Raw genomic sequence first — 21137 nt, 5'->3', positions numbered from 1 at the left:
ACTTTTTAATGCAGGCGTATTACTTCGGGCGGGGCGACGCTAGCATGGGCATCCGTGACAGCACAGGAGACGCCGGCCACGTCGCCGCGGAGCCGAACACCGCGCCCGCCGCCGGCTCGCACTCCGATCCCCGACAGGAACCTGATGACCAGCCGCTCCGAGGCCACGGACACCACTCCGTTACCCCAGTCCACCGCCCTGCGCGCCGCCGAGAACGACCTGCAGAAGCTGCGCGGCCGTCTCCGTACGGTCGCCGACTTCATCCACGACCCGGCCCATGACTTCGCGGCCCGCCACGCGCTCGCCCTACGCCTGGGCCTGCCGGTGCCGACCCCGGCGCCGGCCGCGCGGAAGACGAAGGAGGCCACCCGGTGAACCCGTCCCCGACCACGACCGAGCCCGGCGCTCAGCACTCGCTCGTCGAGCAGAACCTCAAAGACGCGCTCGCCACCGTGGCATCGGAGATCGGCCGCACGCGCTGCCCAAGTTCCAGGGGCTGGGGCGGGCCATCCGCCTCTCGCTGGCCGCCGTCGTCCTCATCGTCATGGCCGTCCTCGCGCTCATCGCGACCGCGCTCGCCTGACAGCAGAAGACCCGGCCCCGTGGCGACGCCGAAAGACGACCGCTCCACCCGGCCCCGTCACCCGACTCTGCACCGCCTGCCTGCCCAACCTCCCTGGAGCCCGCCGTGAAGAACACCCCCGCCAAGAAGACGGCCGCGAAAAAGCCCCCCGCGAAGAGGTCACCGGCCAAGACGACCGCCGCGAAGAGGGCCCCTGCGAAAAGGACCGCGGCTAAAAGGTCACCGGCCAAGAGGCCCGCCGCGAAGAGGACCCCCGCCAAGAGGGCTGCGGCGAAGACGTCGCCCAGCACCAGGATCGTGTACTGGCTCTTCCGCAGCATGGGGCGGAGCGTCAGGAACCTCGATCCAGCGCACCGCAAGGACGGCGCCGCGCTACTACTGCTCGCCAGTGCCCTGATCGTCGCCGTGGGCACCTGGGCCGACCTGCAGGGTCCGGTCGGCGATCTCGTTGAGATCCTGGTGACCGGCACCTTCGGCCGGCTCGACCTGCTGGTGCCAATACTGCTCGGCGGCATCGCCGTGCGCTTCATCCGGCACGCAGAGACGTCCGAAGGCGACGGCCGTGTCCTCATCGGGCTGTCCGTCCTGGTCATCGGCGTGCTCGGGCTGCTCCACATCGCCTGTGGCTCGCCGGCCCGCAGCGACAGCATGCAGGCCATACAGGACGCTGGCGGCCTGATCGGCTGGGGCGTCGCAACCCCGCTGACCTACAGCATGGGCGACGTGCTGGCCGTGCCGCTGCTGGTACTGCTCATCGTTTTCGGGCTGCTGGTCGTCACAGCCACCCCGGTCAACGCCATCCCGCAGCGGCTGCGGGCGCTCGGCGCGCACCTCGGCGTCGTCGAGGGGCAAGCTGCCGACGTGCCCAGCGACGACGAGCGACACGCGGAGCAGAAGCGCGAGGCGATGCCCGCGCGCTCCAGCCGTGGCGGGTCCGCCGGGGAGGCGAACGACGACAAGGGCGTTCAGCAGGAGGCCCTCCCACAGCGCGGGAAACTCAAGGCCGCAGCAACGCGGCCGCACGTCGGCGCCCAGCCGCACGGGATGGTGCCGTCCCCCCGGGCGGTCCCCGACCTCACCAAGGCGCCGCCCGCTGGCCAGGAGCGCGACCTTCCCGCGCGCGCGGGTAAGCTCCCGCTGTCGGGCGACATGACCTACTCCCTGCCGGCGCTCGACCTCCTCGTGCGCGGGGGCCCCGGTAAGGCGCGCAGCGCGGCCAACGACGCGGTCGTCGCCTCGCTGACGAACCTCTTCACCGAGTTCAAGGTCGACGTCGCCGTCACCGGGTTCACGCGCGGGCCGACGGTCACGCGTTACGAGGTCGAACTCGGCCCCGCCGTGAAGGTCGAGCGGATCACCGCGCTGACGAAGAACATCGCGTACGCCGTCGCCAGCCCGGACGTACGGATCATCAGCCCGATCCCCGGCAAGTCCGCGGTCGGCATCGAGATCCCCAACACCGACCGCGAGATGGTCAACCTCGGTGACGTGCTGCGGCTGGCCGCGGCCGCCCAGGACGACCACCCGCTGCTGGTCGCGCTCGGCAAGGACGTCGAGGGCGGCTACGTGATGGCCAACCTCGCGAAGATGCCGCACATCCTGGTCGCCGGAGCCACCGGCTCCGGTAAGTCGTCGTGCATCAACTGCCTGATCACGTCCGTCATGGTGCGCGCGACCCCCGAGGAGGTGCGCATGGTCCTGATCGACCCCAAGCGGGTCGAACTGACCGCCTACGAGGGCATCCCGCACCTGATCACGCCGATCATTACCAACCCGAAGCGGGCCGCCGAGGCCCTCCAGTGGGTCGTACGCGAGATGGACCTGCGCTACGACGACCTCGCGGCGTACGGGTTCCGGCACATCGACGACTTCAACGCAGCCGTACGAAACGGCACAGTGAAGGCGGCGGTGGGCAGCGAGCGGGAGCTCCAGCCGTACCCGTACCTGCTGGTGATCGTCGACGAGCTCGCCGACCTGATGTTGGTCGCCCCGCGCGACGTCGAGGACGCGATCGTGCGCATCACGCAGCTCGCGCGCGCGGCCGGCATCCACCTGGTGCTTGCCACCCAGCGGCCGTCGGTGGACGTCGTCACCGGTCTGATCAAAGCGAACGTGCCCTCACGGCTCGCCTTCGCCACCGCCTCGCTCACCGACTCGCGCGTCATCCTCGACCAGCCCGGCGCCGAGAAGCTGATCGGCAAGGGCGACGGACTGTTCCTGCCGATGGGGGCGAGCACACCGGCTCGTATGCAGGGCGCCTTCGTGACCGAGAACGAGATCGCGGCCGTCGTCCAGCACTGCAAGGAGAAGATGACGCCCGTCTTCCGGGACGACGTCGTGGGCACCCAGCAGAAGAAGGAGATCGACGAAGAGATCGGCGACGACCTCGACCTGCTGTGCGAGGCGGCCGAACTGGTCGTCTCCACCCAGTTCGGTTCGACGTCCATGCTCCAGCGCAAGCTCCGGGTGGGCTTCGCGAAGGCCGGGCGGCTGATGGACCTCATGGAGTCCCGCGACATCGTCGGTCCCAGCGAGGGCTCCAAGGCGCGCGCCGTCCTGGTGAAGCCGGATGAACTGGACGGGGTGTTGGCACTGCTCCGTCCCATACCCGGCAGCGCGCAAGGAGAAGACGCGGACCCCGACAGCCTCCAGGAGCTGGGTCGGACCGCGACTGGCGCAGAGCGGCTGTAATGAGCCGCTACCGCCGCCATGGAGTCGGCGGGCAGCAAGCTCAACGCAGCGATCATCACGCCTTCTCCGCGGCGGTACAGGTCCGACCACAACGCGGGACCGGGCACTTCAGCGCCCGGGTCCGTCATGGTCGGCCCGACCAACACCCCGACCACGGCAGATCAGGCAACACGTTGCCTGATCGTGACCGGTGGTCGGGGCTGATGGTCGCCGTCCTGGTCGGGGCCGACGGGTGAGGTGCCCCCATGGACTTCACGCCCGCGCTCGCCTTGGACAACACAGCAGACAACCTCATCGGGTCTCAGGACGAGCACGTGACCGTCGCTGGCCAACGCGACGCGCACCACCAGCTGCTCGGTCCCCTTCCGCAGGCCGCCTGATCCCGGATCGGGCGGCCTCCCCGCTTTTCCACACCGCTCCCGGACTCCCCTAGGAGGAGAACTCCATGGGCAAGACCATGCGCACCACCGCCGCCATTGCCATGGCCGGCTTCGAAAACGTCGTCATGCTGGCCGCCGCCGGAACCGGCGGCGTACTGGGCTACAACGCGCCGGCCCTGCTGACCGCCGCCGGAGTCGACGGCTGGCCCGGCAGCACCACACCGACCTGGGCCGCCTTCTGCGCAGGCCTCATCGCAATCGCCTTCGCCTTCGGGGTCAGCGAGCTCCTCGACTCGTTCATGTCGCCGCTGCGCGCCCTCACCCGCACCACGACCTCCCCGGCCTACGGCCTGGACACACAGGAGACGGACGAGGACCTGCCCACCGACGCCGAGGAACTCATCGACCGCCTGACCGAGGCAGCCCGGGCCGGCGGCGCCCACGAGGCCGCGATGTACTCCGGGAAGATCGACCCCGCCGGGAACCTCCTGCACAAGGCCAAGCTGTGGGTGGGCATCGACGGCACCAGCGCCCTGTTCCCCCTCACCGACGGCGCCTACCTGCACTACCGCAAGAACGAGGACGGCAAGTTCGCGACCCACGAATACGCCTTCGTCGTCCCGGAGACCGAGGACGAGCCGGTACCCGTCACGTCCATGGACCAGGTGCGTGACCTCCTGGAGCAGCACCTCAACCACGAGGTGGAGGACGAGCCGGTCAGCGCCTGACCTGCCGGACCCCTGTGCCGCCCCGACCCCCCGCGGGCCGGGGCAGTGCAGAGGCCCGGCAGACGGGCTCCGACCGACACGGAGGGCCAGCGCCCCATGACGACCATGGACATCACCCACAGCCGCGCGGAGGCACCCGAGTCCGCCGAGGCCGTGCGCCCCAGCACCCGAGCCACAGAAACGCCGATGATCAGCGAGCTGGTCGTGGCGACGCTCCACCTGGAGCACCTGGCCGAGACGGCCGGCCCGCCCGAGGACGAGACCACCGCTCACCTGAACGGCATCACGCCCGAACAGCAGCGCTCCTTCGTCCTGGGCAACGCCGACCGCATCCGCGCCGCCCTCGCCAAGATCACCGCCCCGTACGAGACGCCCGCAACGCTGGTGCCCCCCGACCCCGACCCAGCCGAAGACGACGACCGCGATCTCCAGCCGCCGACCTGCTGCCCCCCGACCGACGTCGCGGCGACCGCCGTTGCCGCGTTCCCGGAGACGGCAGCCGTGTATGCCGTACTCGCCGGCGACCGGAACGACGCTCGGCGGATCGTCGCCGCCATGCTCCCCGACGAGCGCGCCGCGTTCGCGAGCCAGCTCGACGAACTCCGCAAGCTCATCGGCCTGGTCTGCGACAACTGCGGTTGCCTGGCCGAGCTCGGCACCGGCACGACCGACCCCTTCGCCGCGGTGTGCCGCTTCCTGTGTGGCACGTGCGCAGTTGAAATCCGGCGCGTCATCAGCACCGCCTCCCGGCGGACCAAGGCGACGAACAGCTCGGCCGCCCCGTCGACGACGCCTTTCCCGAACACCCCGGGGACGACCTGACGCCGCCGCTACCGAGCGATCGGCCAGCTGGCTGCCCCGAGAGCCACCTGTACTGCCACACCACACCCGACCAGAGAGATGAGGAGCACCTCCACCATGGCCGATCCCAGCACCCGGGCCATCCGCTTCGCCACCGCCTACGCCCTGATGCGCATGGCCGCGGACCTCGGCGACCACTGGATCCAGTCCGACCACCAGGCCGTCACCAAGGGCGAGCACGACGAGAACGAGGGCCAGTCCAGCCGGGCTGGCCGCATCGCCTGCACCGCACACGTCGCCACGTACACCGCCACCCAGGCCGTCGCTCTGTTCGCCGGATCCCGAGCCATCGGACTGCGCCTGAAGCCCAGCCGGGTCGCTGCCGCGCTCGCCCTCTCGGCCGCCACCCACTGGTGGGCCGACCGGCGGATCCACCTCAAGGCCATCGCCGACGCCACCGGCAAGGGCAACTTCTACACCCTGGGCGGTCCGATGGGCGGCGCCTACGCCCTTGACCAGGCGTTCCATCACACCGTGGAAACCGTCGCGGCCGTCATCGCGGCATCCGAGCGGTGAAGGCGGGGGCGGTGTCGCACGCAGGCCGGCGCGTCCGCTCCGGCCTCCCGTTGGCGCCTGAGCCTGCGCCCATTGTCATCCACAGCACGGCTTCCAGTCCCAGATCGACATCCGGCCCGAGATCCACATCCCGGCGCCTCCTGCCCCCGACCACGAGGGCCTGGACGACGAACCGGACAACGTCCACCGGCTCCAGCACTGACCCGACGACACCACTCCCGCTCGCTTCCACGTCGGTGCGCCCTGGGTGGGCGCACCCGAACCCGAAGGAAATCCGATGAAGGACCAGAAGACGCAGTTCTGGGTCGGCACCTACCACGGACGCCACGACGGCACCCAGGTCACGGTCACCGCGACCCGCGACGACACGCGTCCCGAGCCCTACGCCTGGGCGTGCACCTGCGGCGCCTCCCAGAGCTTCCCCACGCAGTACGGCCTGGACCGCAGTGCCTGGCGGCACACGCACCCCACCCGCTGGGACCAGCTGCGGCAGTGGGTCGCCAAGTTGCCCCGCATCCGCACCCGCTGACTCCTGACCTGACGCCCGCGATGGCGACGCCTCCTGCTACCTGCACGAGGCCACCGTGCTCATCACCGACAACCCCGCCCCGTGCCTGCGCTGGGCGACCCGTTCCTCGACCTGCAAGGAGATCACGTATGACCTCGCCGATGCCGCTGTACCCGGACCTGCCGGAGAACGCGCTGATCGTGTTGATCGGTGCCTCTGGCGCGGGCAAGTCGACGCTGGCCACCACCTGGCCCGCGAGCCAGGTCCTCTCGCTTGACGCCCTGCGTGCTGCCGTTAGCGATGACTGCGGTTGCCAGGAGGCGACAGGCGACGCGGTCGACGCCCTGCATCTGATCCTGGAGCGCCGGATGGCCCGCCGGCGTAACACGATCGTGGACGCGACCAACGTGTCGGCCGAGGCCAGGGCCCCGCTGGTCTCCGCTGCCACACGGCACCACATGCCCGCCATCGCGGTCATCGTCGCCACCCCGGCCGACTTCTTCGGGGGTCTCGAACCTGTGGCGTGACGTTGCCGGGGACCACCTCGTTGGGAGCCGCGGGCCGGTTCTCAGAGGGTGCGGCTCTGTGGCCGGTCGTTGCACAAGTCCCAGAGCATGAGGTGAAAAGTGCGGGCTTTCCCAGTCCGGATGCCCTCCGGAACGCGGTACTGGACGGTCCTTGATGACGGGTTGGACGTGGTGCGGCCAGCGGATCACTGGCTGCGTCACCTCCGCTTCGGTCAGCATCGCGCGGAGTTGACGACGAAGGCGTACGCCGGCGACGTCGCCCTGTACCTGAGCTGGTGTCGTCGGACCGCGCGTGACTGGCGGGTGGCGGCCCAGGACCTGGGCCTGTTCATGGTGTGGCTGAAATACACGCCGGTACAGGCAGACGGATCGGTGGGCACTGTAGTGTCCGGGCCTGGCGCGGTGGCGGTGCGCGGCGAGCGGCGCATCAACCGCATCCTGACCGGGGTGCGCGGCTTGCTGGCCCATGCGATCCGGATGGGCGAGGTGCCGTCGTGGGTGCTTGGTCAGATCTACGAGCTGGCCGATACCCGGGATCTGCCGCACGAAGCCCAGGTTGAAGGTGCTGGGCTGGAGTACCGGCTGAAGGCACGTCACCGGCTGCAGGAGCCGGAGTCGCAGGTGGACCGCACCAGCGATGAAGCGGTGGTGGCGATGTTCCAGGCATGTCGCAATGCTCGGGACCGGCTGGTCGTGCTGTTGCTGGCGCGGGTCGGGCTGCGCCGGGGCCAGGTTGCCGGGCTGCGCCGCGAGGACTGTCACCTGCTGATGGACTCCCGCGTGCTGGGCTGCGACGTGGAAGGGCCCCACCTTCACGTGGTGCGGCGGCAGAACCCGAACGGGGCGTGGTCGAAGTCGCGTCGCGCCTGGGTGATGCCGGTGGACTTCCTGGTCGTCCAGGCTTTTGACCAGTACGTCGCCGAACGGCACGGGCGCCTGGGCGCCGGCGGCAGTGACTTCCTGCTGGTCAACCTCTTCCGGCCGCCGCTGGGGTCGGCGGTCACGCCCGATGCGATCGGCGAGCTGATTGAGGCCCTGGCCCGGCGGGCTGGAGTGGATGAGCATGTGGCGCCCCACCGGATGCGTCACGGATTCGCCAGCAACGTCGCGGATGCCGACGGCACGCTCGATGAGATCCAGAACCTGCTGGGACAGTCGCAGCCAGCGTCGGCCCAGCCGTATCTGCACCCCTCACCTGCGCGCCTGCGCGCCGCGATCGAGCGGGTGCCCACGCCGCGTGAGCTGGTCGACGGGGTGGGCCGGTGACGATCAGCCTGCCGAAGCCGGCCTCCTTCGAAACGGACGAGTTCGACGCGATCACCGCAGAAATCCGGGCGGCTGTCGAACCGGACTTCCTGTCCCTGCTGGGCTGGGATCCGCAGACGAGGCTGCTGTTCTTCCCGTACGACCACCCGTACCTGGGCGTGAAGGCCTGCATCGTCCCCGGCTGCTACCGCGCCAGCACCTACGCGTCCGGGCTGTGTTCTGGCTGCCGGAGCCGCTGGAAGCGGCAATGGCAAGACCTCAGTCCCGAGGAGTTTGCCGTGTCGCCCGTGGCCCAGGCCGGACGCTACCTGGGTATCGAGAACTGCGTGATCGCCGGCTGCCCGCGGCCCTGGAAGGGCGCGCGCGTCCGGTTGTGCGCGGCGCACCACTATCAGCGGACAGTCACGCTGAAGCTGCCGATGGAGGACTTCCTCGTCCACCCCGAGGTGAAGGCTCTGCCGTCGTATGGCCTGTGCCAGACAGCGGCATGCGTGCGACAGCGGCCGGGGAAGACGTCGCCCTACTGCGAGGCGCACAAGGCCCGCCTCCGTGACCTTCGACGCCGGGTCAGGGACTTCGACGAGGGGCACTGGCGGCGCACGTCGACACCCATCGACGAAGCCAACGAGGTCAACCTGCGCGGCCTGCCCAACCGGGTCGTCGCCGAAGTTCTCTACGGCCTGCAGGAACGGATCCGGGACTGCGTGCGGACCCCGTACTACAAACTGCGGCCGTTCTGCGACCTGCTGCGCCGACGGCAAGTGTCCTCGGTCGAGGAACTGGACAGCAGCAGCCTCAGCAGCGGACTGCACCGGCAACTGCGCGACGCCTTCGTGAAGTACGCCAACCGCCGGAGCCTGTCCCCCGAGACCGAGCGCCACAAGGATGCGTGGGATCTTCAGGCGTTCGGGCACACTGGATGGCTGCGGTTCACCGGCATCACGCAGCCCTGGCTGCGGCAGGCCGCGAAGATGTGGGCCTGGGACGACCTGCCCCGGCGCCGCGGCGACAACGTCGGCGACACCGTTCAGTCCCACGTCAACGCCATGGAGAAGCTCTCCGAGAGCCTGCGCCTGCAGCGCGAAGACCGCGGCGCGCACCCCGCCGCTCTGGGCCGCGGGGACATCGTCGCGTTCAGCAACCGCCTGGCCTACCTTGAACAGCGCGGGGAGATCACGCTCAGAAGCCGCCACGACAACTGCCAGTATCTGCGCCGCTCCCTGCTCCGGATGCGGGCGATGGGCCTGACCCGGCCGGGCCAGCCCGTGCACGGAATCCCGGATGACTTCGCCATGGGGCTGGAGGACGTGCCCGCCCTTCCCGACGAAGACGAGGCTGGCCACGACCTGCCCCCCGAGGTGATGGAAGTTCTCTGCGCCCACCTGCTGCGGCTGGAGGAAGAGCACAACCGGGAAGCCCGCTTGGCCATCGAGCTCCTCATCGACACCGGCCGACGCCCGGTCGAGATCTGCAAACTGGCCTGGGACTGCCTGCAGCGCGACGGTGACGGCAAGCCGGTCCTGATCTACGACAACTACAAGTCGCACCGCTACGGCCGCCGCCTTCCCATCCCGGAAGCAACCGCCGGACTGATCACCGACCAGCAAGAACGTGTCCGCGCCCGGTACCCGGACACGCCGCAGAACCGGCTGAAGCTGCTACCGACCACCTACCGGTGCGTGGACGGCACCCGCTGCATCAGCCCCAGCTGGGTCTCCGGCCGACACCGGATCTGGGTGGACTCGCTACCCGACATCCACGTCGCGGCCAAGGTCGAAGTCGGGGGCCATCCCGTCACCAAGATGCTGCCGTTCGACAAGATCAAGATCTTCCCCTACGCCTACCGGCACACCTACGCGCAACGCCACGCGGACGCCGGCGTCCCCGTGGACGTTCTACAACAGCTCATGGACCACGAGCAGTTGGTCACCACGCAGCAGTACTACCGCGTCGGGGAACAGCGCCGCCGGGAAGCCATCGAGCGGGTCACCCAGATGCAGTTCGACCGTCACGGCAACCGTATCTGGAGGCAGGCCAAGGCCCTGCTGGACACCGAACACCTCCGGCGCGCTGTCGGCGAGGTCGCCGTCCCCTACGGGGTGTGCAGCGAGCCGTCCAACGTCGCCGCGAACGGCCAGGACTGCCCCGTCCGGTTCCGCTGCGTCGGCTGCGGCCACTTCCGCACCGACATCTCCTACCTGCCCGACCTGGAGACCTACCTCGCCGATCTGCTGCGCAACCGCGAGAGGCTGCTCGCCGCGGTCGACGCTGACGACTGGGCGAAAGCCGAGGCCCTGCCCTCCGATGAGGAGATCATCCGCGTCCGCCGCCTTATCCGCCGCGTCAAGGACTCCGTCGACGAGCTCTCCGACGAAGAACGCGCCGAGATCGAACATGCCACAGCCCTCGTCCGACGTGCCCGCAGCAGCGTCGTCCACCTTGGCCTGCCCCGTGTCCGTCAGCCCCTGCCCGACATCCGACCGAATCGGACCGCATGAACACCAACCCCCTGATCGAAGGCCGCAAAGCCGACTCAGCCCGCCGCCGACAGCGCGTCATCAAAGCGATCAACTCGGCCAGGCGAGCCGGCACGACCATCAGCGTCTCGGGCATCGCACGGCAGGCCGGAGTCGACCGCGCCTTTCTCTATCGCCACAAGGACCTGCTCGCCCAAGTCCACGCCGCCAGCGCCGAGCCGCCTGGTGACGACGCTGGTCCCCTCGTCAGCCGGGCATCCCTCCAGGCGGATCTGGCGAACGCCCTGGACCGCGGTAACCGGCTCACCGCCCGCGTGAGACACCTGGAGACCAAGCTCTCCGAGGTGCTTGGTGAGAAGGCGTGGCGGGAGTCCGGCCTGGGCGCCCCTGACGACATCGAAAAGCTCAAGAGTCGGATCACCGCACTGGAACAGCAGGTCCTCGACCTAATTGGGCAGCTCGAAGAGCGCGATGAGGACCTCCAGGCCGCACGGGCGGCCAACCGCCAGATGATCAGCCGACTCAACACCGTACGGCTAGCGGAAGCGTGAGGGAGGAGCCACGGACAGGCTGCTGCTCGCTGCCATCACCAGCAGGAGTTCCGCGCTCGCTGCGCTTCTTGCTGACCCAGTCGTGCATCGCCCCAGCGCATGGGATGTTTGCCCGCCGGAGGGCACGCCGTCGCTGTCCGGACTTGACACAGCCACACAGCCTCCGCGTCGAACGCTGAGGCCGTGTGGCTCCCCGGCATCACCACCGGCGGCGGATCTTGCCCGTCTTGCGAATCTGCCTAGCGAAGATCTTGCCCGTCTCGATGAGGTACTGCTTCCCGTCGGACGTACGGATGTCGATCTCCAAGATGCGCCTTCGAAGCCTTGAAGGCAGGTGGTCGTAGTACTCAGTCCGTCTCTGCCGCCATGCGGTAATCGACGCGAGAGGCAAGAGATAGACGTGGCCCCGCTTGTCGCGGTAGTACAAGGTCCGATCGGTCAGAACGAAGTCTCCGTCAGGCACGGGGTAGAGGGCCATGATCTCGTCCACCGACCCCTCGGGAGTCGTCGGCAGTTTCTGGAGGGTGAGGTCGCCAGCGCTACTCGCGACGGGCGTCTCTCCCTGCTGAAAGCGATCTCTGAGCGCGCGAGACCTGTCGGCAAGGCGCTGAGCGAGCTCTGTCCTGGCTGTTTCCCGTATGCCCATCGGTGCTGGCCCTCTGTGTGGTGGGACGAGTTGCGTGATCTTCTCGGCGCATGCCTACAGCTGACGACGTGCGGCGCGTCTCCAGGAGCCGATGGCGGCCGCGGCGAGCGCGGCAGTGATTAGCAGGTTCACCAGGACGTCGAGGAAGAAGCCGCTCTTGAACACGGCGATCAGGCCGCCAAGCGCGAGTAGGGATAGGACCAGCCCGAGCAGGCCCCAGAACAGCTTTCCAACAGTACGCATGGGCTGACTTCTCCGGGTTGGATGGGGATGGACCGTTGTGGTGGTCAGGTCAGACCGTGCCGCTTGCAGTACACGTGCAGGGCGGCGGCGGCGAACGAGGCGTCGTCTGGGCTGCTGGGGTTGATGAATCTGCGGGTGAGGTCTCCGATTCCGTGGGCGCCATCCTCGGTGGCGGAGATCCGGTCGGCCACCTCCTGTATCTCCTGGTCCGATTCAACGACTCGAGCCGGGTCGGGTGTGTGGGTCGTATCGGTCATCGTCATCAGGCGGGACCCGTAGTAGGCGCAGAACTGGGTTGCGTCGTCCGGGGCTCCGCTGCTGGTGCCGCAACCGACGAGCACGGCGGCGGCTATGACGACCGCCGCCATGGTGGTAGTGCGCAAAGTCCCCCCAAAGGCGCTGTGAGCTGGAAAGACATCATGCGCTACGTGAAGGCTATGTGCCGAGTGTGTAGCCGGACTGTGATCAGAGGTCCTGGGCCCAGGAGGCCTCCACGCGGCTATCGTCCCGGCATGAACTGGGGAGACGTACCCAGGCGGGGCGCACTCGTGGTCGTGGTCGCGGCGGTCGTTTCCAGCGGGATCGCGTTGAAGCGCAGCAAGGATTCGGCCGCTGCGGCGTTCCGGCTGACACCAAGACCCCGGTCATCCAAGGGACGGATCCGGCAGAGCGGGGCTTTCGCCGCAGTCAACCGACGGCTCCCGACGCCACGAACGAGGAGAGAATGGCGACATGACTTGCACCACACGTGTTGCGATCAATATCGTGCTTGTCCATAGCCACTGAGCTGCGAGGACTCCTTGGAGAGTCCGCCTCAGGTTCGGCGACCTCCAGAGAACTGCCCGTTTGTGTCGAACGGCAGGGGCCGCGCCCGGCTAACAGGACCGTGCGGGACGACACCGTCCGCGCGCAGCACAAAGCGATGGTCCACTCCTACCAGCTGCTGCGGGCGGAGGGCTTCAACGAGGTCCTCTTCTCCAGCTCCCTGTACCGCCTGGAGCCGTTCTTGCGGAGCCTGTCCGAGGCCCGCGAGGCCGACCTCGGGCGGGACGGCAGCGACGGCCTGGGCGACCTGCTCCTGGTCCGCCGCGTTTTCGGCCCGGAGATCCTGCCGCTGTGGCAGTGGAAGCCGGGCTCCGACGTCGCCGGCGGAGACCGCGTCGCGGAGATCCGCCTCGGCCAGCAGTACATCACCCTTGCCCTGCGCACCGACGCCGACGGCGAGGGCGACTACGGGTTCGACGCGCTGGTGCCATGCCCGTACGACGACGAGTGCAGCGGCTACGCCTGGGTGCCCGTCTACAGCATTACCTGCCTGTACCGCGCGCTGGCTGGCGAGCTGGACGGCAGCGAGGACATCGTCTGCACCGTGCACGGCGGCACCGACCAGGAAGCCGACGACCACGACCAAGACGACGACCCCGAAGGCCGCGCCGACCTTGCAGCACAGGCGATGGAGGCGATCCGTGGATGAGGGGCCTTCCCTGCAAGCATGGATTCGACTGCTCGAGCACGGCCTGTTGGCCGTGAGGCGCAGGTCCACCGCCGCCGCTGCCGGAGTGCTTGCCGTTATCGGCCTCGTCGCCGTAGGCGCGGCCGCGCTCACCATCATCGGCGGGGCTGCCACGCTCGCCGGCGCCCTGACGTCCTTGGCCTTCACCGGATTGGCGGCCCGAATCGTGTGGGTTGTGGTCGGCTGCGTCGTGGCCGCCCTCCTGGGAGTCTTCTGTGACCACCTGACCACCCTGCTCATCCGCCGCACGCACGCACGCCTGCTTGAACAGGGCAAGACCTCCGGAGGAGGCGAAGCATGAGCGTGCCGTCCCGCCCGCACCCGTTCCCGGCGGACCGACTGAATGGCGGGACAGAAGCGGCCGTGTACAGCTCGTCACCGGCCTCGTGGGCCACCGAGGGCGCAACCGGCTGAGACCAGGCCACTCACCCGTGCGGTCCGGAACCAACGCCCGAACGGGACACTGCCGCCGACAACGCCCTCATCGCGGCGGTCGCCGGCCTCCGACCCCACCGGCCTTTGCGTAGTAAAGCCGCTCCGCGCCTACCTCGAGTCGACGCACGCCCTGCCGCGCCACAAGGCGACGGAACCCTGCCCCGCTCACACGCGCGGGGCGCGCCCTCGGCCTACCAACCACCGGGCGCGCCCCACCAACCCCCGAAACGGAGGCACTTCGAGATGACCACAGCCTTACCGCACTCCGCAACCACGTCCCTGGCACCCGGCTGCCAGAGCTGCGCCGGCCGCCCCGGTGAGCGCCTCTACTCCATCGGCACAGGCCAGCCCCGAGCCCTGGCGAAGGCCGATGCCGAGGCCGCGGCCTTCGGCGACGGCGCCCACGTCCACCAGTCCCTGCCCGACGACCAGTACGTCGTCGTCCGCCCCATCACCGACACGGAAGCGGGGCAGCCGTGAACGCGATCCTGCTCACCGCCGCGATACTGGCAGCCGGATGGGCCCTTCACGCCAGCCTGCTCACCCGCAAGCTCCGCGCCGAACGACGGGATCCCCTCACCGGCCTGTGGACGCGACGCCCCTGGATGCACCGCACTGAACGGCTGATCCGCCAGGGGCGCATCACCCACGTGCTTCTCCTCGACCTCGACGGCTTCAAGCCCGTCAACGACGACTTCGGCCACAAGGCCGGGGACGCCGTGCTCACGGCTGAGGGCGCCCGGCTGGACGACTTCGTCACCCAGAACGGCGGACCCCGCAGCGTCTGCGCCCGCCTCGGCGGGGACGAGTTCGTCGCCGCGATCAGCGTCCAGGACCTGAAGGCCTTCATCGACTGCCTGGCCCACGAGCTCGCCCGGCCAGTGCCCTGGCCGGGAGGCCCGCTCGAGGTCACCGCCTCCATCGGCGCAGTTCGAGTCGCCGAGGTGCAGCAGCCGTCGGCCTCGACCGTCCTCGAAGCCGCCGACGCCGCCATGTACGCGATCAAAAAGTCGCGTGGGCGCAGCGGCCGCCGCGCCCACCGCCGCGCCGCCAGCCTCACGGCCTCCACGGTGAACGTCACCTCCCCGGCACGGGAAGCGGGGGCTCGGTATGAAACCCGTGATCAGTGAGGCGTACCCGGTACGCGCCCTGACGCTCTGGCAGCCCCATGCCTCGGCAGTGGCCGCCCTCGGCAAGGACATCGAAAACCGCGGCTGGCCGCCCACCTATCAGGGGCTCATCCTCGTCCACGCCGGCCTCGACACCGACCGTGCGGCCGTGCGCCAGCTGCCCCAAGACCTGGAGCTGCCCAGGGGAGCCGTAGTGGCCGTCGCCCGCATCTCCAAGGCGCACACCGACTGCGAGGGACGGTGCAGCACGTGGGCCGACCGTGACAGCACCTGGCACTGGGAGCTCTCCGACGTCATCCAACTGGCCACCCCCGTCACGCAGGTGAAGGGACGCCAACGCATCTGGGTTCCGGACGACCCCCTGCGTCACCGCGTCGCAGCAGCGCTCCCCCCGAACGCTGCCTGCCTCGCCGCTCATCTCCGCAAGGAACCCGCCACGTGCATCGCCGCCGCTGCCTCTTCCCCGGCCGCGCCCGCAATCACCGCACGGACCGGAAGGAGTTCAGCATGTCTGTGCACACCCACCCGATGACCCTGAGCGGGACGCTCGCCGACCCCGCCGTGCTCATCGATGGCCAGGCCTACTTCCGGCTCACGTACGCGCCCGAAGACCACAACTGCGCCCCCGCTGGGCACGATCACGAAGTCCGCGAGGCCGTGCTGCCCTGCGCGCTGGCCGACCCCGCGGCCGCTGCAGACCTCGCCACACTGCAGCCCGGCACCTCGCTGACGGTCAGCGGCTACCTCGCCCTGCCCGACACCTACACCAGTGACCTGCGCCTGGTGGTCCACACCGCCGACATCGAGCTGTCTGCCCCGAGGCAACCCGCAGCGCCACGGCCGGCGCTGCGTCTCGTCCGCACCGGCACCCGCCACCTCGCTGGATCGCCCAGCTGACAGCCCTCCCGCACTCCGTTGAAAAGGACTCCACCATGGCGGCTTCCGTCATACCCAGCCCGCGGCCGGCACTGACCGCCGCGCAGGCCGTCGCCCTGACCCTGCTCCGCGACGGCTTCACGCAGCGCACGATCACCACCCGCACCGGCATCGAGCCCAGCGACCTGTACCGCCTCGCCGCCCTGCATGGCATCACCGCCCCGCATGGAACGGTCGAGGGCCACAACTGCCATGAAGCCCGCGGGGAAGAACCCTGCACCTCCTGCGCGCACGCCCATGGGCGAGCCCACGCCCGCGAGCACGCCCAGCGCCGCAGGACACTCGGCGCGCTCCCCCGCGCGCTCCGTCCCCGCGGCCGACAGGTACGGAGGGTCGTGCGGTGAACGCGCCCCTGCCTGCCCCACCTCCCGGGGAACCCGGCGGCCTGATCGTTCTGGAGGGCTATCTCGACGACGAGTCCCTCCCCGACGACCTGTCCGGTGAGACGACCCGGTTCCAACTGGTCGTCTCACCCACCGAAGACCGCATCGACGAACTCGTCATGCCCTGCACGGTCACCGAGCCCGGGCTGGCACACGCCGTCGTGACCGACCTAGGAGCCAGCGACCTGCTCCGCGTGAGCGGCCACCTCGAGCTTCCCCGCGATCCCGGAGACGGAATACGGCTACAGGTCAGCGCCATCCACGTGCTGGAGAACGGCGTCGACCTCAGCCACGTTGACAGCGAGGACGAGCTGGGCCCCGTGGCCCTGTCCGAGTACGGGTACATCGAGCGCTACGGCGACTACCAGACGTGGAACGACCCCGACGCCTGCCTCACCAGCCTCTGGCACACCTCCGGAGAGTGGGTCGCCTCCACCGACGACCCCAGCGCTCTTGGCGATCTCATTGCCGCCCACCGACGGCGCGCAACCTCCGCACCCGCCGACACCCACCCCACGGAGCCCGACCCCACGCCGCCGCCCCCGCCCACCAGGCGGCGGCCGGCGCGTTTGCACCGAATGCGGAGCTGGCTCCGCCGCACCTGGCCGAACAGGACGGGGAACACGCGCACGCTCTGACCAGCACACCCAATACGGCCCGGGGCGGCCGCCGGCCACCGAGCCCGGCCGCCCCGGCTGCCTCCCCCCGGACCGGACCACAACACCACGAAGGAGCGCCATGTCCAGCCTCCCCCAGGCGGACACCATGCCAACTCGCACCCAGCGCAAGCGCACAAAGGATTGGCGCGTCGGAAGCGCGATGATCGTCGACCGAAGCAGCCGCTACGGAAACCCCTGGCGCGTCGAAAACAGCGTCGTCATCGCACCGGACGGCACCGCCCGGGAACTGGGCTCACCCGCTGCCGCCCGCGAGCACGCCAGCACCTGCTACCGGGCCTGGCTGCACGGTGAGGGCCCCGACACCTACGCCGTCGGCCGAAGGAGGTTCGACCGGCGCCGCGTCCTCACCGGCCTGAGCCGCCTGCAGGGCCGTGACCTGGCCTGCACCTGCCCACTGCCCAGCGCAGGCGAGCCCGACCACTGCCACGCGACCGTGCTCCTGGAACTGGCCGCACCCCCCGAGAGGACCACCACGTGACCGGCTCCACAACGGCGCCGTCGCGCTGCGGCCACCGCGCCGCGTGGCGGTTCGCTGAGACCGCCTACGCCTCCTACCTCAGCCACTCCCCGACCTCCGCAACCACCACCATCCCCAACCGCGCAGGAGAAGAGACCCGTGGGTGACCACACCGGAATCGAGTGGACGGACAAGACCTTCAACCCGTGGTGGGGGTGCTCACGAATCTCGCCCGGGTGCAGGAACTGCTACGCGGACCAATTCGCCCGCCGGTGGGGCCACGACGTGTTCCACCTTGGCGGCCAACGCCGGATGCTCTCCGACGCGTACTGGCGTAAGCCCCTGACGTGGAACCGCGAGGCAGAACGCACGGGCGTCCCCCTCCGCGTGTTCGCCGCCAGCATGGGCGACGTCTTCGAGGACCACCCCCAGGTCACGACCGCCCGCGCGCGGCTCTGGGAGATCATCGAGCAGACACCCTGGCTGCGCTGGCAGTTGCTGACCAAGAGGCCGGAGAACGTGTCCGCCATGGCGCCCTGGACGGGCGCCTGGCCGGACCACGTCTGGATAGGCACCTCGGTCGAAGACCAACGCCGCGCCGACGAACGGATCCCCCTCCTTCTCCAGATCAACGCTCGGGTTCGGTTCCTGTCCTGCGAGCCGCTGGTCGAACACGTTGACCTGACGCCGTACCTCGTCGAGCGGACCGACGTCACTGACCCCTACCTGGATGCTCCCGAGGGCGCAGTGGTCGACGGCATGGAACACGTCGGTGATCACTGGGCCCGGCGGGCACGCATCCACTGGGTTATCGCGGGCGGCGAATCCGGGCCCAAGGCCCGACCGATGAACCCCGCCTGGGCTCGCAGCCTCAGGGACCAGTGTCAGGCCGCGGGCGTGCACTACTTCCTCAAGCAGTGGGGAGAGTGGGCCCCCAGCGGCTACCACGTCATCCGCAGCCGCCCTGTAGCCGGAAGCGTGCTGGTCGGAGAACCCGTCGACGACCTCGGGCATCGCGTCGAGATGATCCGCCTCGGCAAGAAGCGAGCCGGCCGCCTCCTGGACGGCCAACTCCACGACGCCGTCCCGCCCCTCACCACCCGCCCGTCGTGCCGGGCCTGACCCTCGTCTCTGCGCCTAAAGACCAGCCGGCAGCACGACAACGCCGCGCGGAGTCCATCCAGCCGACAGCGACCGGACTGCGACACGACCGCATGGCCCGCATCCGGACGCCATTTCACTCCCTTGACCAGGAGCCCCACCATGACCACTCTCGACGACATCCTGACCGCCGGCCTGGACTGGCTGTACGCGACAGAGCAACCCGACAACTCCCACCAGCAGCACCACGGCATCACCCTCGGCCACCCGGCTGCCAACCGCTGGTACGGGTTCTGTCCCACCGGAGCACGCAACCTGCCCGTCGTATCCGTGGACGTCTCCAAGGTCGAGTGCAAACTCGACAACGACGGCGACCGCGTACCCGCGAACCCGCTGGACCCCGGCGAGTTGGAGACACTCGCCGACGAACTCCGCCGCCGCGGCTTCGACGTTGACTCCACCTGGAACGGCCACCCCGGCGTTACGGGGAGCGTCGGTCTCGCCCGCACCGCGCACCCGACACTGCTCGCTGCAGTCGACCGCTACCACCGGGGCTGCCTTGTACACCCCCAACGGTCGGTGTTCTGCGACTGCGAGGCATGGCGCGCGGAAGCCGCCCGGATCGTTGCCCCCACCACCACCTCCGTGGCTGCCAGCACTTGAGCAGTACGACAGCCGCCCGCACCTGGCGGCCCAACGGGCCCGGCTCGTTCCAAGCACCCGCCCATGTACAAGCGGTCCTCGACCGGCACGGTCGCCTGTGGACCCGCGGCCCCACCCGGTGGACCTGCACCGGGGCACGGTGGATCCGGTGGCGGGTCCTCGTAGCCGAGCACGGCCCGGTGACAGAGACGCCCATCCCCTGAGCACAGCCCACCAGACAGCCCCCAAAGGAGGGCCCCTCCATGACGGACAGCACCCCCCAGCTCACCCGCTTGCGTACCCGCATGCTCTCCACCGCCTACACCAACGCCGACATCTGGACCCGCGACAGCGCCTACCTCACCGACCAGGCGGTCGCCGCGCTCGCCCGCAGGGACCCCGGTGCAGCCGAAAACCTCGCCAAATCCTTGCTGGCCCCGGAGTTCCTCAACGACACCCGCATCCTGGGCGCAGCCGTAGAAGCCGGCATCGACACCACCGGCTGGGAGGAGCGCCGCGAGAAGATCCGCGCCTACGCCCGCGAGGCCTACGAGCTATCCCCCAAGACCGACCCGGCCGACGAAGCCGGCCGGATCTGGGCATCGCTCTACGACCACTACCCGCAGATCGCGGCTGCCTTGGCCGACTTCCTCCGCGCCATGCCGGACACCTGGCGGGAGGACCTGTTCACCACAAGCCCCCATTCCCCCGCCGCCATCCCACAGACGCGGGAACTCCCCGGACCGGAGACGGCGCCGTACGACCCGCAGGACTGGGAGGACTGCCCGGCCTGCGCCGAAGCCCAGGACTCCTGCCGCTACCACCGCGGCATCTACGAGGGAATGGAGTACCAGCGCGACCTGATCACCACGGCCCTGACCGACCACACGGCCATGGACCAGCTCCAGCATCGCCACGCCGAACTCGACGCCCAACGCGCCCGGCAGGCGACCCCCGCCGCCACCAGCACTCCGCCGGCCGACCCCACCACCCCGGCGGCAACGGCCTGACGACGGCCGCCGCGAACCACGGCAACGAGAGGAACCATGACCACCGCCCTTCCCACCCCCAGCACTCCGGCCTCCGACGCGGCCGCCGCCCTACTGGCCGCCCACCCCGGCCTCTCCGCGAAGTCGGTGGACGCCGCCGACGTGAAGGGCCTCGGACCGGCAGCCCTGATCCAGGTCGAAGACAGGACAGCCTTACATGCCTGGGCACAGGCACTGAACACGACCGTCCACCGGACCGGCGCCAGCGCCTACGGCACCACCGAGCCCCACCAGGACGGCATGCCCGACTGGCTCTGGTGGCGGATGACATTCATCGACACCACCGTCGACCAGACGCCCATCCGGCTGTGGACGCTGGAAGCCTCCGACCAGCCCCGGGCCCTGGCCGCGCTCCTCGCCTCCACCGCACACGCCAACTGACCGCGCGGGCGGCCCGCTCTCCGCTTCCGGCCGCCCGCTGATCCTCCACCTCTTCGAAGGGACCCTCCCCATGTCTGAGCGCAGCATCAAGCTCACGTCGTTCGGATACCTCCACCTCGACCAGGACGCGGAAGGCCGCCCGGTCCCGCCACAGGCCGACCGCATCGAGGACGTCCGCGACCGCCTCCGCGACCCGGCCGCCGCCCGCGACATCCTGGACCTCGACGGCCTCAACCCCCGCGTGCAGGACGTCGTCCTGGCCACCCCCGGCGCCCGCGAGCTCCTCGACAACCTCACCGCCTACGCCCAGCTGCCCGCCGGGCCCCGACACATCGCCATCGGGTGCGCCGGCGGCCGCCACCGAGGTGTTGACCGGACTACCGGGCGACACGCCGGACGTGAGTGCATCCCCCGCATGGCCTAGTCGGTAGACGTTGCGCATCCGAACGACGA

29 protein-coding genes and 1 pseudogene are annotated in these 21137 nt (G+C 69.7%); 25 read left to right on the top strand and 5 right to left on the bottom strand.

Translation table 11 applies throughout. The annotated features are described in order from the left end of the window. Positions 1–144: 144 nt before the first annotated feature. Positions 145–375: a hypothetical protein gene (locus tag AB0N17_RS42575; RefSeq protein ID WP_366017068.1), complete on the top strand. Its 231-nt coding sequence runs from the start codon at positions 145–147 to the stop codon at positions 373–375. Between the two features lie 57 nt (positions 376–432). Here AB0N17_RS42575 and AB0N17_RS42570 read toward each other — a convergent pair whose 3' ends face one another. After that, entirely contained in the window at positions 433–903 is a 471-nt protein-coding gene (locus tag AB0N17_RS42570; RefSeq protein WP_366017067.1) for a hypothetical protein, read from the bottom strand. On the opposite strand from AB0N17_RS42570, the gene AB0N17_RS42565 reads away from it, so the two are divergent. From AB0N17_RS42565 to AB0N17_RS42530, 8 genes are all read left to right on the top strand, one after another. Continuing rightward, on the top strand, positions 881–3274 hold the full coding sequence (locus AB0N17_RS42565; RefSeq protein WP_366017066.1) for a DNA translocase FtsK: 2394 nt from the start codon (positions 881–883) through the stop codon (positions 3272–3274). The two genes, AB0N17_RS42570 and AB0N17_RS42565, sit on opposite strands and share 23 nt — an antisense overlap. 245 nt (positions 3275–3519) lie before the next feature. Beyond that, positions 3520–3654 (top strand): hypothetical protein, encoded by a 135-nt coding sequence (locus AB0N17_RS42560; RefSeq protein WP_366017065.1) that lies wholly within the window; start codon positions 3520–3522, stop codon positions 3652–3654. Positions 3655–3719: 65 nt separating this feature from the next. Further along, on the top strand, positions 3720–4382 hold the full coding sequence (locus AB0N17_RS42555; protein ID WP_366017064.1) for a hypothetical protein: 663 nt from the start codon (positions 3720–3722) through the stop codon (positions 4380–4382). A gap of 96 nt (positions 4383–4478) precedes the next feature. Then, a complete protein-coding gene (locus tag AB0N17_RS42550; protein ID WP_366017063.1) occupies positions 4479–5204 on the top strand; it encodes a hypothetical protein in 726 nt (241 codons plus the stop codon). A gap of 96 nt (positions 5205–5300) precedes the next feature. Next, positions 5301–5759, top strand: a complete 459-nt coding sequence (locus tag AB0N17_RS42545; RefSeq protein ID WP_366017062.1) for a transcriptional regulator — start codon at positions 5301–5303, stop codon at positions 5757–5759. Between the two features lie 277 nt (positions 5760–6036). Further along, entirely contained in the window at positions 6037–6288 is a 252-nt protein-coding gene (locus tag AB0N17_RS42540) for a hypothetical protein (RefSeq protein ID WP_366017061.1), read from the top strand. Positions 6289–6416: 128 nt separating this feature from the next. Then, positions 6417–6794, top strand: a complete 378-nt coding sequence (locus AB0N17_RS42535; RefSeq protein WP_366017060.1) for an ATP-binding protein — start codon at positions 6417–6419, stop codon at positions 6792–6794. A 120-nt stretch (positions 6795–6914) separates the two neighbouring features. Further along, positions 6915–8060, top strand: coding sequence for a tyrosine-type recombinase/integrase (locus AB0N17_RS42530; RefSeq protein WP_366017059.1), 1146 nt, complete (start codon positions 6915–6917; stop codon positions 8058–8060). Positions 8061–9497: 1437 nt separating this feature from the next. Here AB0N17_RS42530 and AB0N17_RS42525 read toward each other — a convergent pair. Further along, entirely contained in the window at positions 9498–9641 is a 144-nt protein-coding gene (locus AB0N17_RS42525; RefSeq protein WP_366017070.1) for an SWIM zinc finger family protein, read from the bottom strand. A 221-nt stretch (positions 9642–9862) separates the two neighbouring features. Between AB0N17_RS42525 and AB0N17_RS42520 the strand changes: the two genes are divergently transcribed. Both AB0N17_RS42520 and AB0N17_RS42515 read left to right on the top strand, forming a co-directional pair. Continuing rightward, entirely contained in the window at positions 9863–10558 is a 696-nt protein-coding gene (locus AB0N17_RS42520; RefSeq protein ID WP_366017069.1) for a tyrosine-type recombinase/integrase, read from the top strand. Next, entirely contained in the window at positions 10555–11088 is a 534-nt protein-coding gene (locus tag AB0N17_RS42515) for a DUF6262 family protein (protein ID WP_366017058.1), read from the top strand. The genes AB0N17_RS42520 and AB0N17_RS42515 overlap by 4 nt, the downstream gene beginning before the upstream one ends. Before the next feature lie 199 nt (positions 11089–11287). Here the strand turns inward: AB0N17_RS42515 and AB0N17_RS42510 are convergent, their stop codons facing one another. The 3 genes from AB0N17_RS42510 to AB0N17_RS42500 are packed head-to-tail and all read right to left on the bottom strand — an operon-like array spanning position 11288 to position 12345. Next, entirely contained in the window at positions 11288–11734 is a 447-nt protein-coding gene (locus AB0N17_RS42510) for a hypothetical protein (protein ID WP_366017057.1), read from the bottom strand. Between the two features lie 54 nt (positions 11735–11788). After that, on the bottom strand, positions 11789–11977 hold the full coding sequence (locus AB0N17_RS42505; RefSeq protein WP_366017056.1) for a hypothetical protein: 189 nt from the start codon (positions 11975–11977) through the stop codon (positions 11789–11791). A gap of 44 nt (positions 11978–12021) precedes the next feature. Further along, positions 12022–12345: a hypothetical protein gene (locus AB0N17_RS42500; RefSeq protein WP_366017055.1), complete on the bottom strand. Its 324-nt coding sequence runs from the start codon at positions 12343–12345 to the stop codon at positions 12022–12024. Positions 12346–12815: 470 nt separating this feature from the next. Here AB0N17_RS42500 and AB0N17_RS42495 point away from each other — a divergent pair. The 14 genes and pseudogenes from AB0N17_RS42495 to AB0N17_RS42430 form a co-directional block, all read left to right on the top strand. Further along, a pseudogene (locus AB0N17_RS42495) lies at positions 12816–13451 on the top strand (ATP/GTP-binding protein); the annotation flags it as partial. Then, positions 13444–13791 carry a hypothetical protein gene (locus AB0N17_RS42490; protein WP_366017054.1) on the top strand — a complete coding sequence of 116 codons (348 nt, stop codon included), beginning with the start codon at positions 13444–13446 and terminating at the stop codon, positions 13789–13791. The pseudogene AB0N17_RS42495 and the gene AB0N17_RS42490, both read left to right, overlap by 8 nt. A gap of 377 nt (positions 13792–14168) precedes the next feature. Next, positions 14169–14405 (top strand): hypothetical protein, encoded by a 237-nt coding sequence (locus AB0N17_RS42485; protein ID WP_366017053.1) that lies wholly within the window; start codon positions 14169–14171, stop codon positions 14403–14405. Continuing rightward, positions 14402–15055 carry a GGDEF domain-containing protein gene (locus tag AB0N17_RS42480; protein WP_366017052.1) on the top strand — a complete coding sequence of 218 codons (654 nt, stop codon included), beginning with the start codon at positions 14402–14404 and terminating at the stop codon, positions 15053–15055. The genes AB0N17_RS42485 and AB0N17_RS42480 overlap by 4 nt, the downstream gene beginning before the upstream one ends. After that, a complete protein-coding gene (locus tag AB0N17_RS42475; RefSeq protein WP_366017051.1) occupies positions 15036–15587 on the top strand; it encodes a hypothetical protein in 552 nt (183 codons plus the stop codon). Before AB0N17_RS42480 ends, AB0N17_RS42475 begins: the two co-directional genes overlap by 20 nt. Then, on the top strand, positions 15563–15952 hold the full coding sequence (locus tag AB0N17_RS42470) for a hypothetical protein (RefSeq protein ID WP_366017050.1): 390 nt from the start codon (positions 15563–15565) through the stop codon (positions 15950–15952). Before AB0N17_RS42475 ends, AB0N17_RS42470 begins: the two co-directional genes overlap by 25 nt. 35 nt (positions 15953–15987) lie before the next feature. Further along, positions 15988–16335 carry a hypothetical protein gene (locus AB0N17_RS42465; protein WP_366017049.1) on the top strand — a complete coding sequence of 116 codons (348 nt, stop codon included), beginning with the start codon at positions 15988–15990 and terminating at the stop codon, positions 16333–16335. Continuing rightward, positions 16332–17012 (top strand): hypothetical protein, encoded by a 681-nt coding sequence (locus tag AB0N17_RS42460; RefSeq protein ID WP_366017048.1) that lies wholly within the window; start codon positions 16332–16334, stop codon positions 17010–17012. Before AB0N17_RS42465 ends, AB0N17_RS42460 begins: the two co-directional genes overlap by 4 nt. Before the next feature lie 100 nt (positions 17013–17112). Continuing rightward, positions 17113–17532 (top strand): DUF4326 domain-containing protein, encoded by a 420-nt coding sequence (locus AB0N17_RS42455; RefSeq protein WP_366017047.1) that lies wholly within the window; start codon positions 17113–17115, stop codon positions 17530–17532. Positions 17533–17670: 138 nt separating this feature from the next. Then, on the top strand, positions 17671–18633 hold the full coding sequence (locus tag AB0N17_RS42450; RefSeq protein WP_366017046.1) for a phage Gp37/Gp68 family protein: 963 nt from the start codon (positions 17671–17673) through the stop codon (positions 18631–18633). Between the two features lie 141 nt (positions 18634–18774). Beyond that, positions 18775–19275 carry a hypothetical protein gene (locus AB0N17_RS42445; protein WP_366017045.1) on the top strand — a complete coding sequence of 167 codons (501 nt, stop codon included), beginning with the start codon at positions 18775–18777 and terminating at the stop codon, positions 19273–19275. A 242-nt stretch (positions 19276–19517) separates the two neighbouring features. Continuing rightward, positions 19518–20264 carry a hypothetical protein gene (locus AB0N17_RS42440; protein ID WP_366017044.1) on the top strand — a complete coding sequence of 249 codons (747 nt, stop codon included), beginning with the start codon at positions 19518–19520 and terminating at the stop codon, positions 20262–20264. 36 nt (positions 20265–20300) lie between these two features. Then, positions 20301–20684 carry a hypothetical protein gene (locus tag AB0N17_RS42435; RefSeq protein WP_366017043.1) on the top strand — a complete coding sequence of 128 codons (384 nt, stop codon included), beginning with the start codon at positions 20301–20303 and terminating at the stop codon, positions 20682–20684. Positions 20685–20754: 70 nt separating this feature from the next. After that, a complete protein-coding gene (locus tag AB0N17_RS42430; RefSeq protein WP_366017042.1) occupies positions 20755–21108 on the top strand; it encodes a hypothetical protein in 354 nt (117 codons plus the stop codon). The last annotated feature ends 29 nt before the right edge of the window (positions 21109–21137 follow it).

The organism is Streptomyces sp. NPDC051133 (assembly GCF_040682635.1).
Lineage (GTDB): Bacteria > Actinomycetota > Actinomycetes > Streptomycetales > Streptomycetaceae > Streptomyces.
The sequence above is the reverse complement of the archived record's forward strand: the minus strand, read 5'-3'. Positions and strand labels throughout refer to the sequence as shown.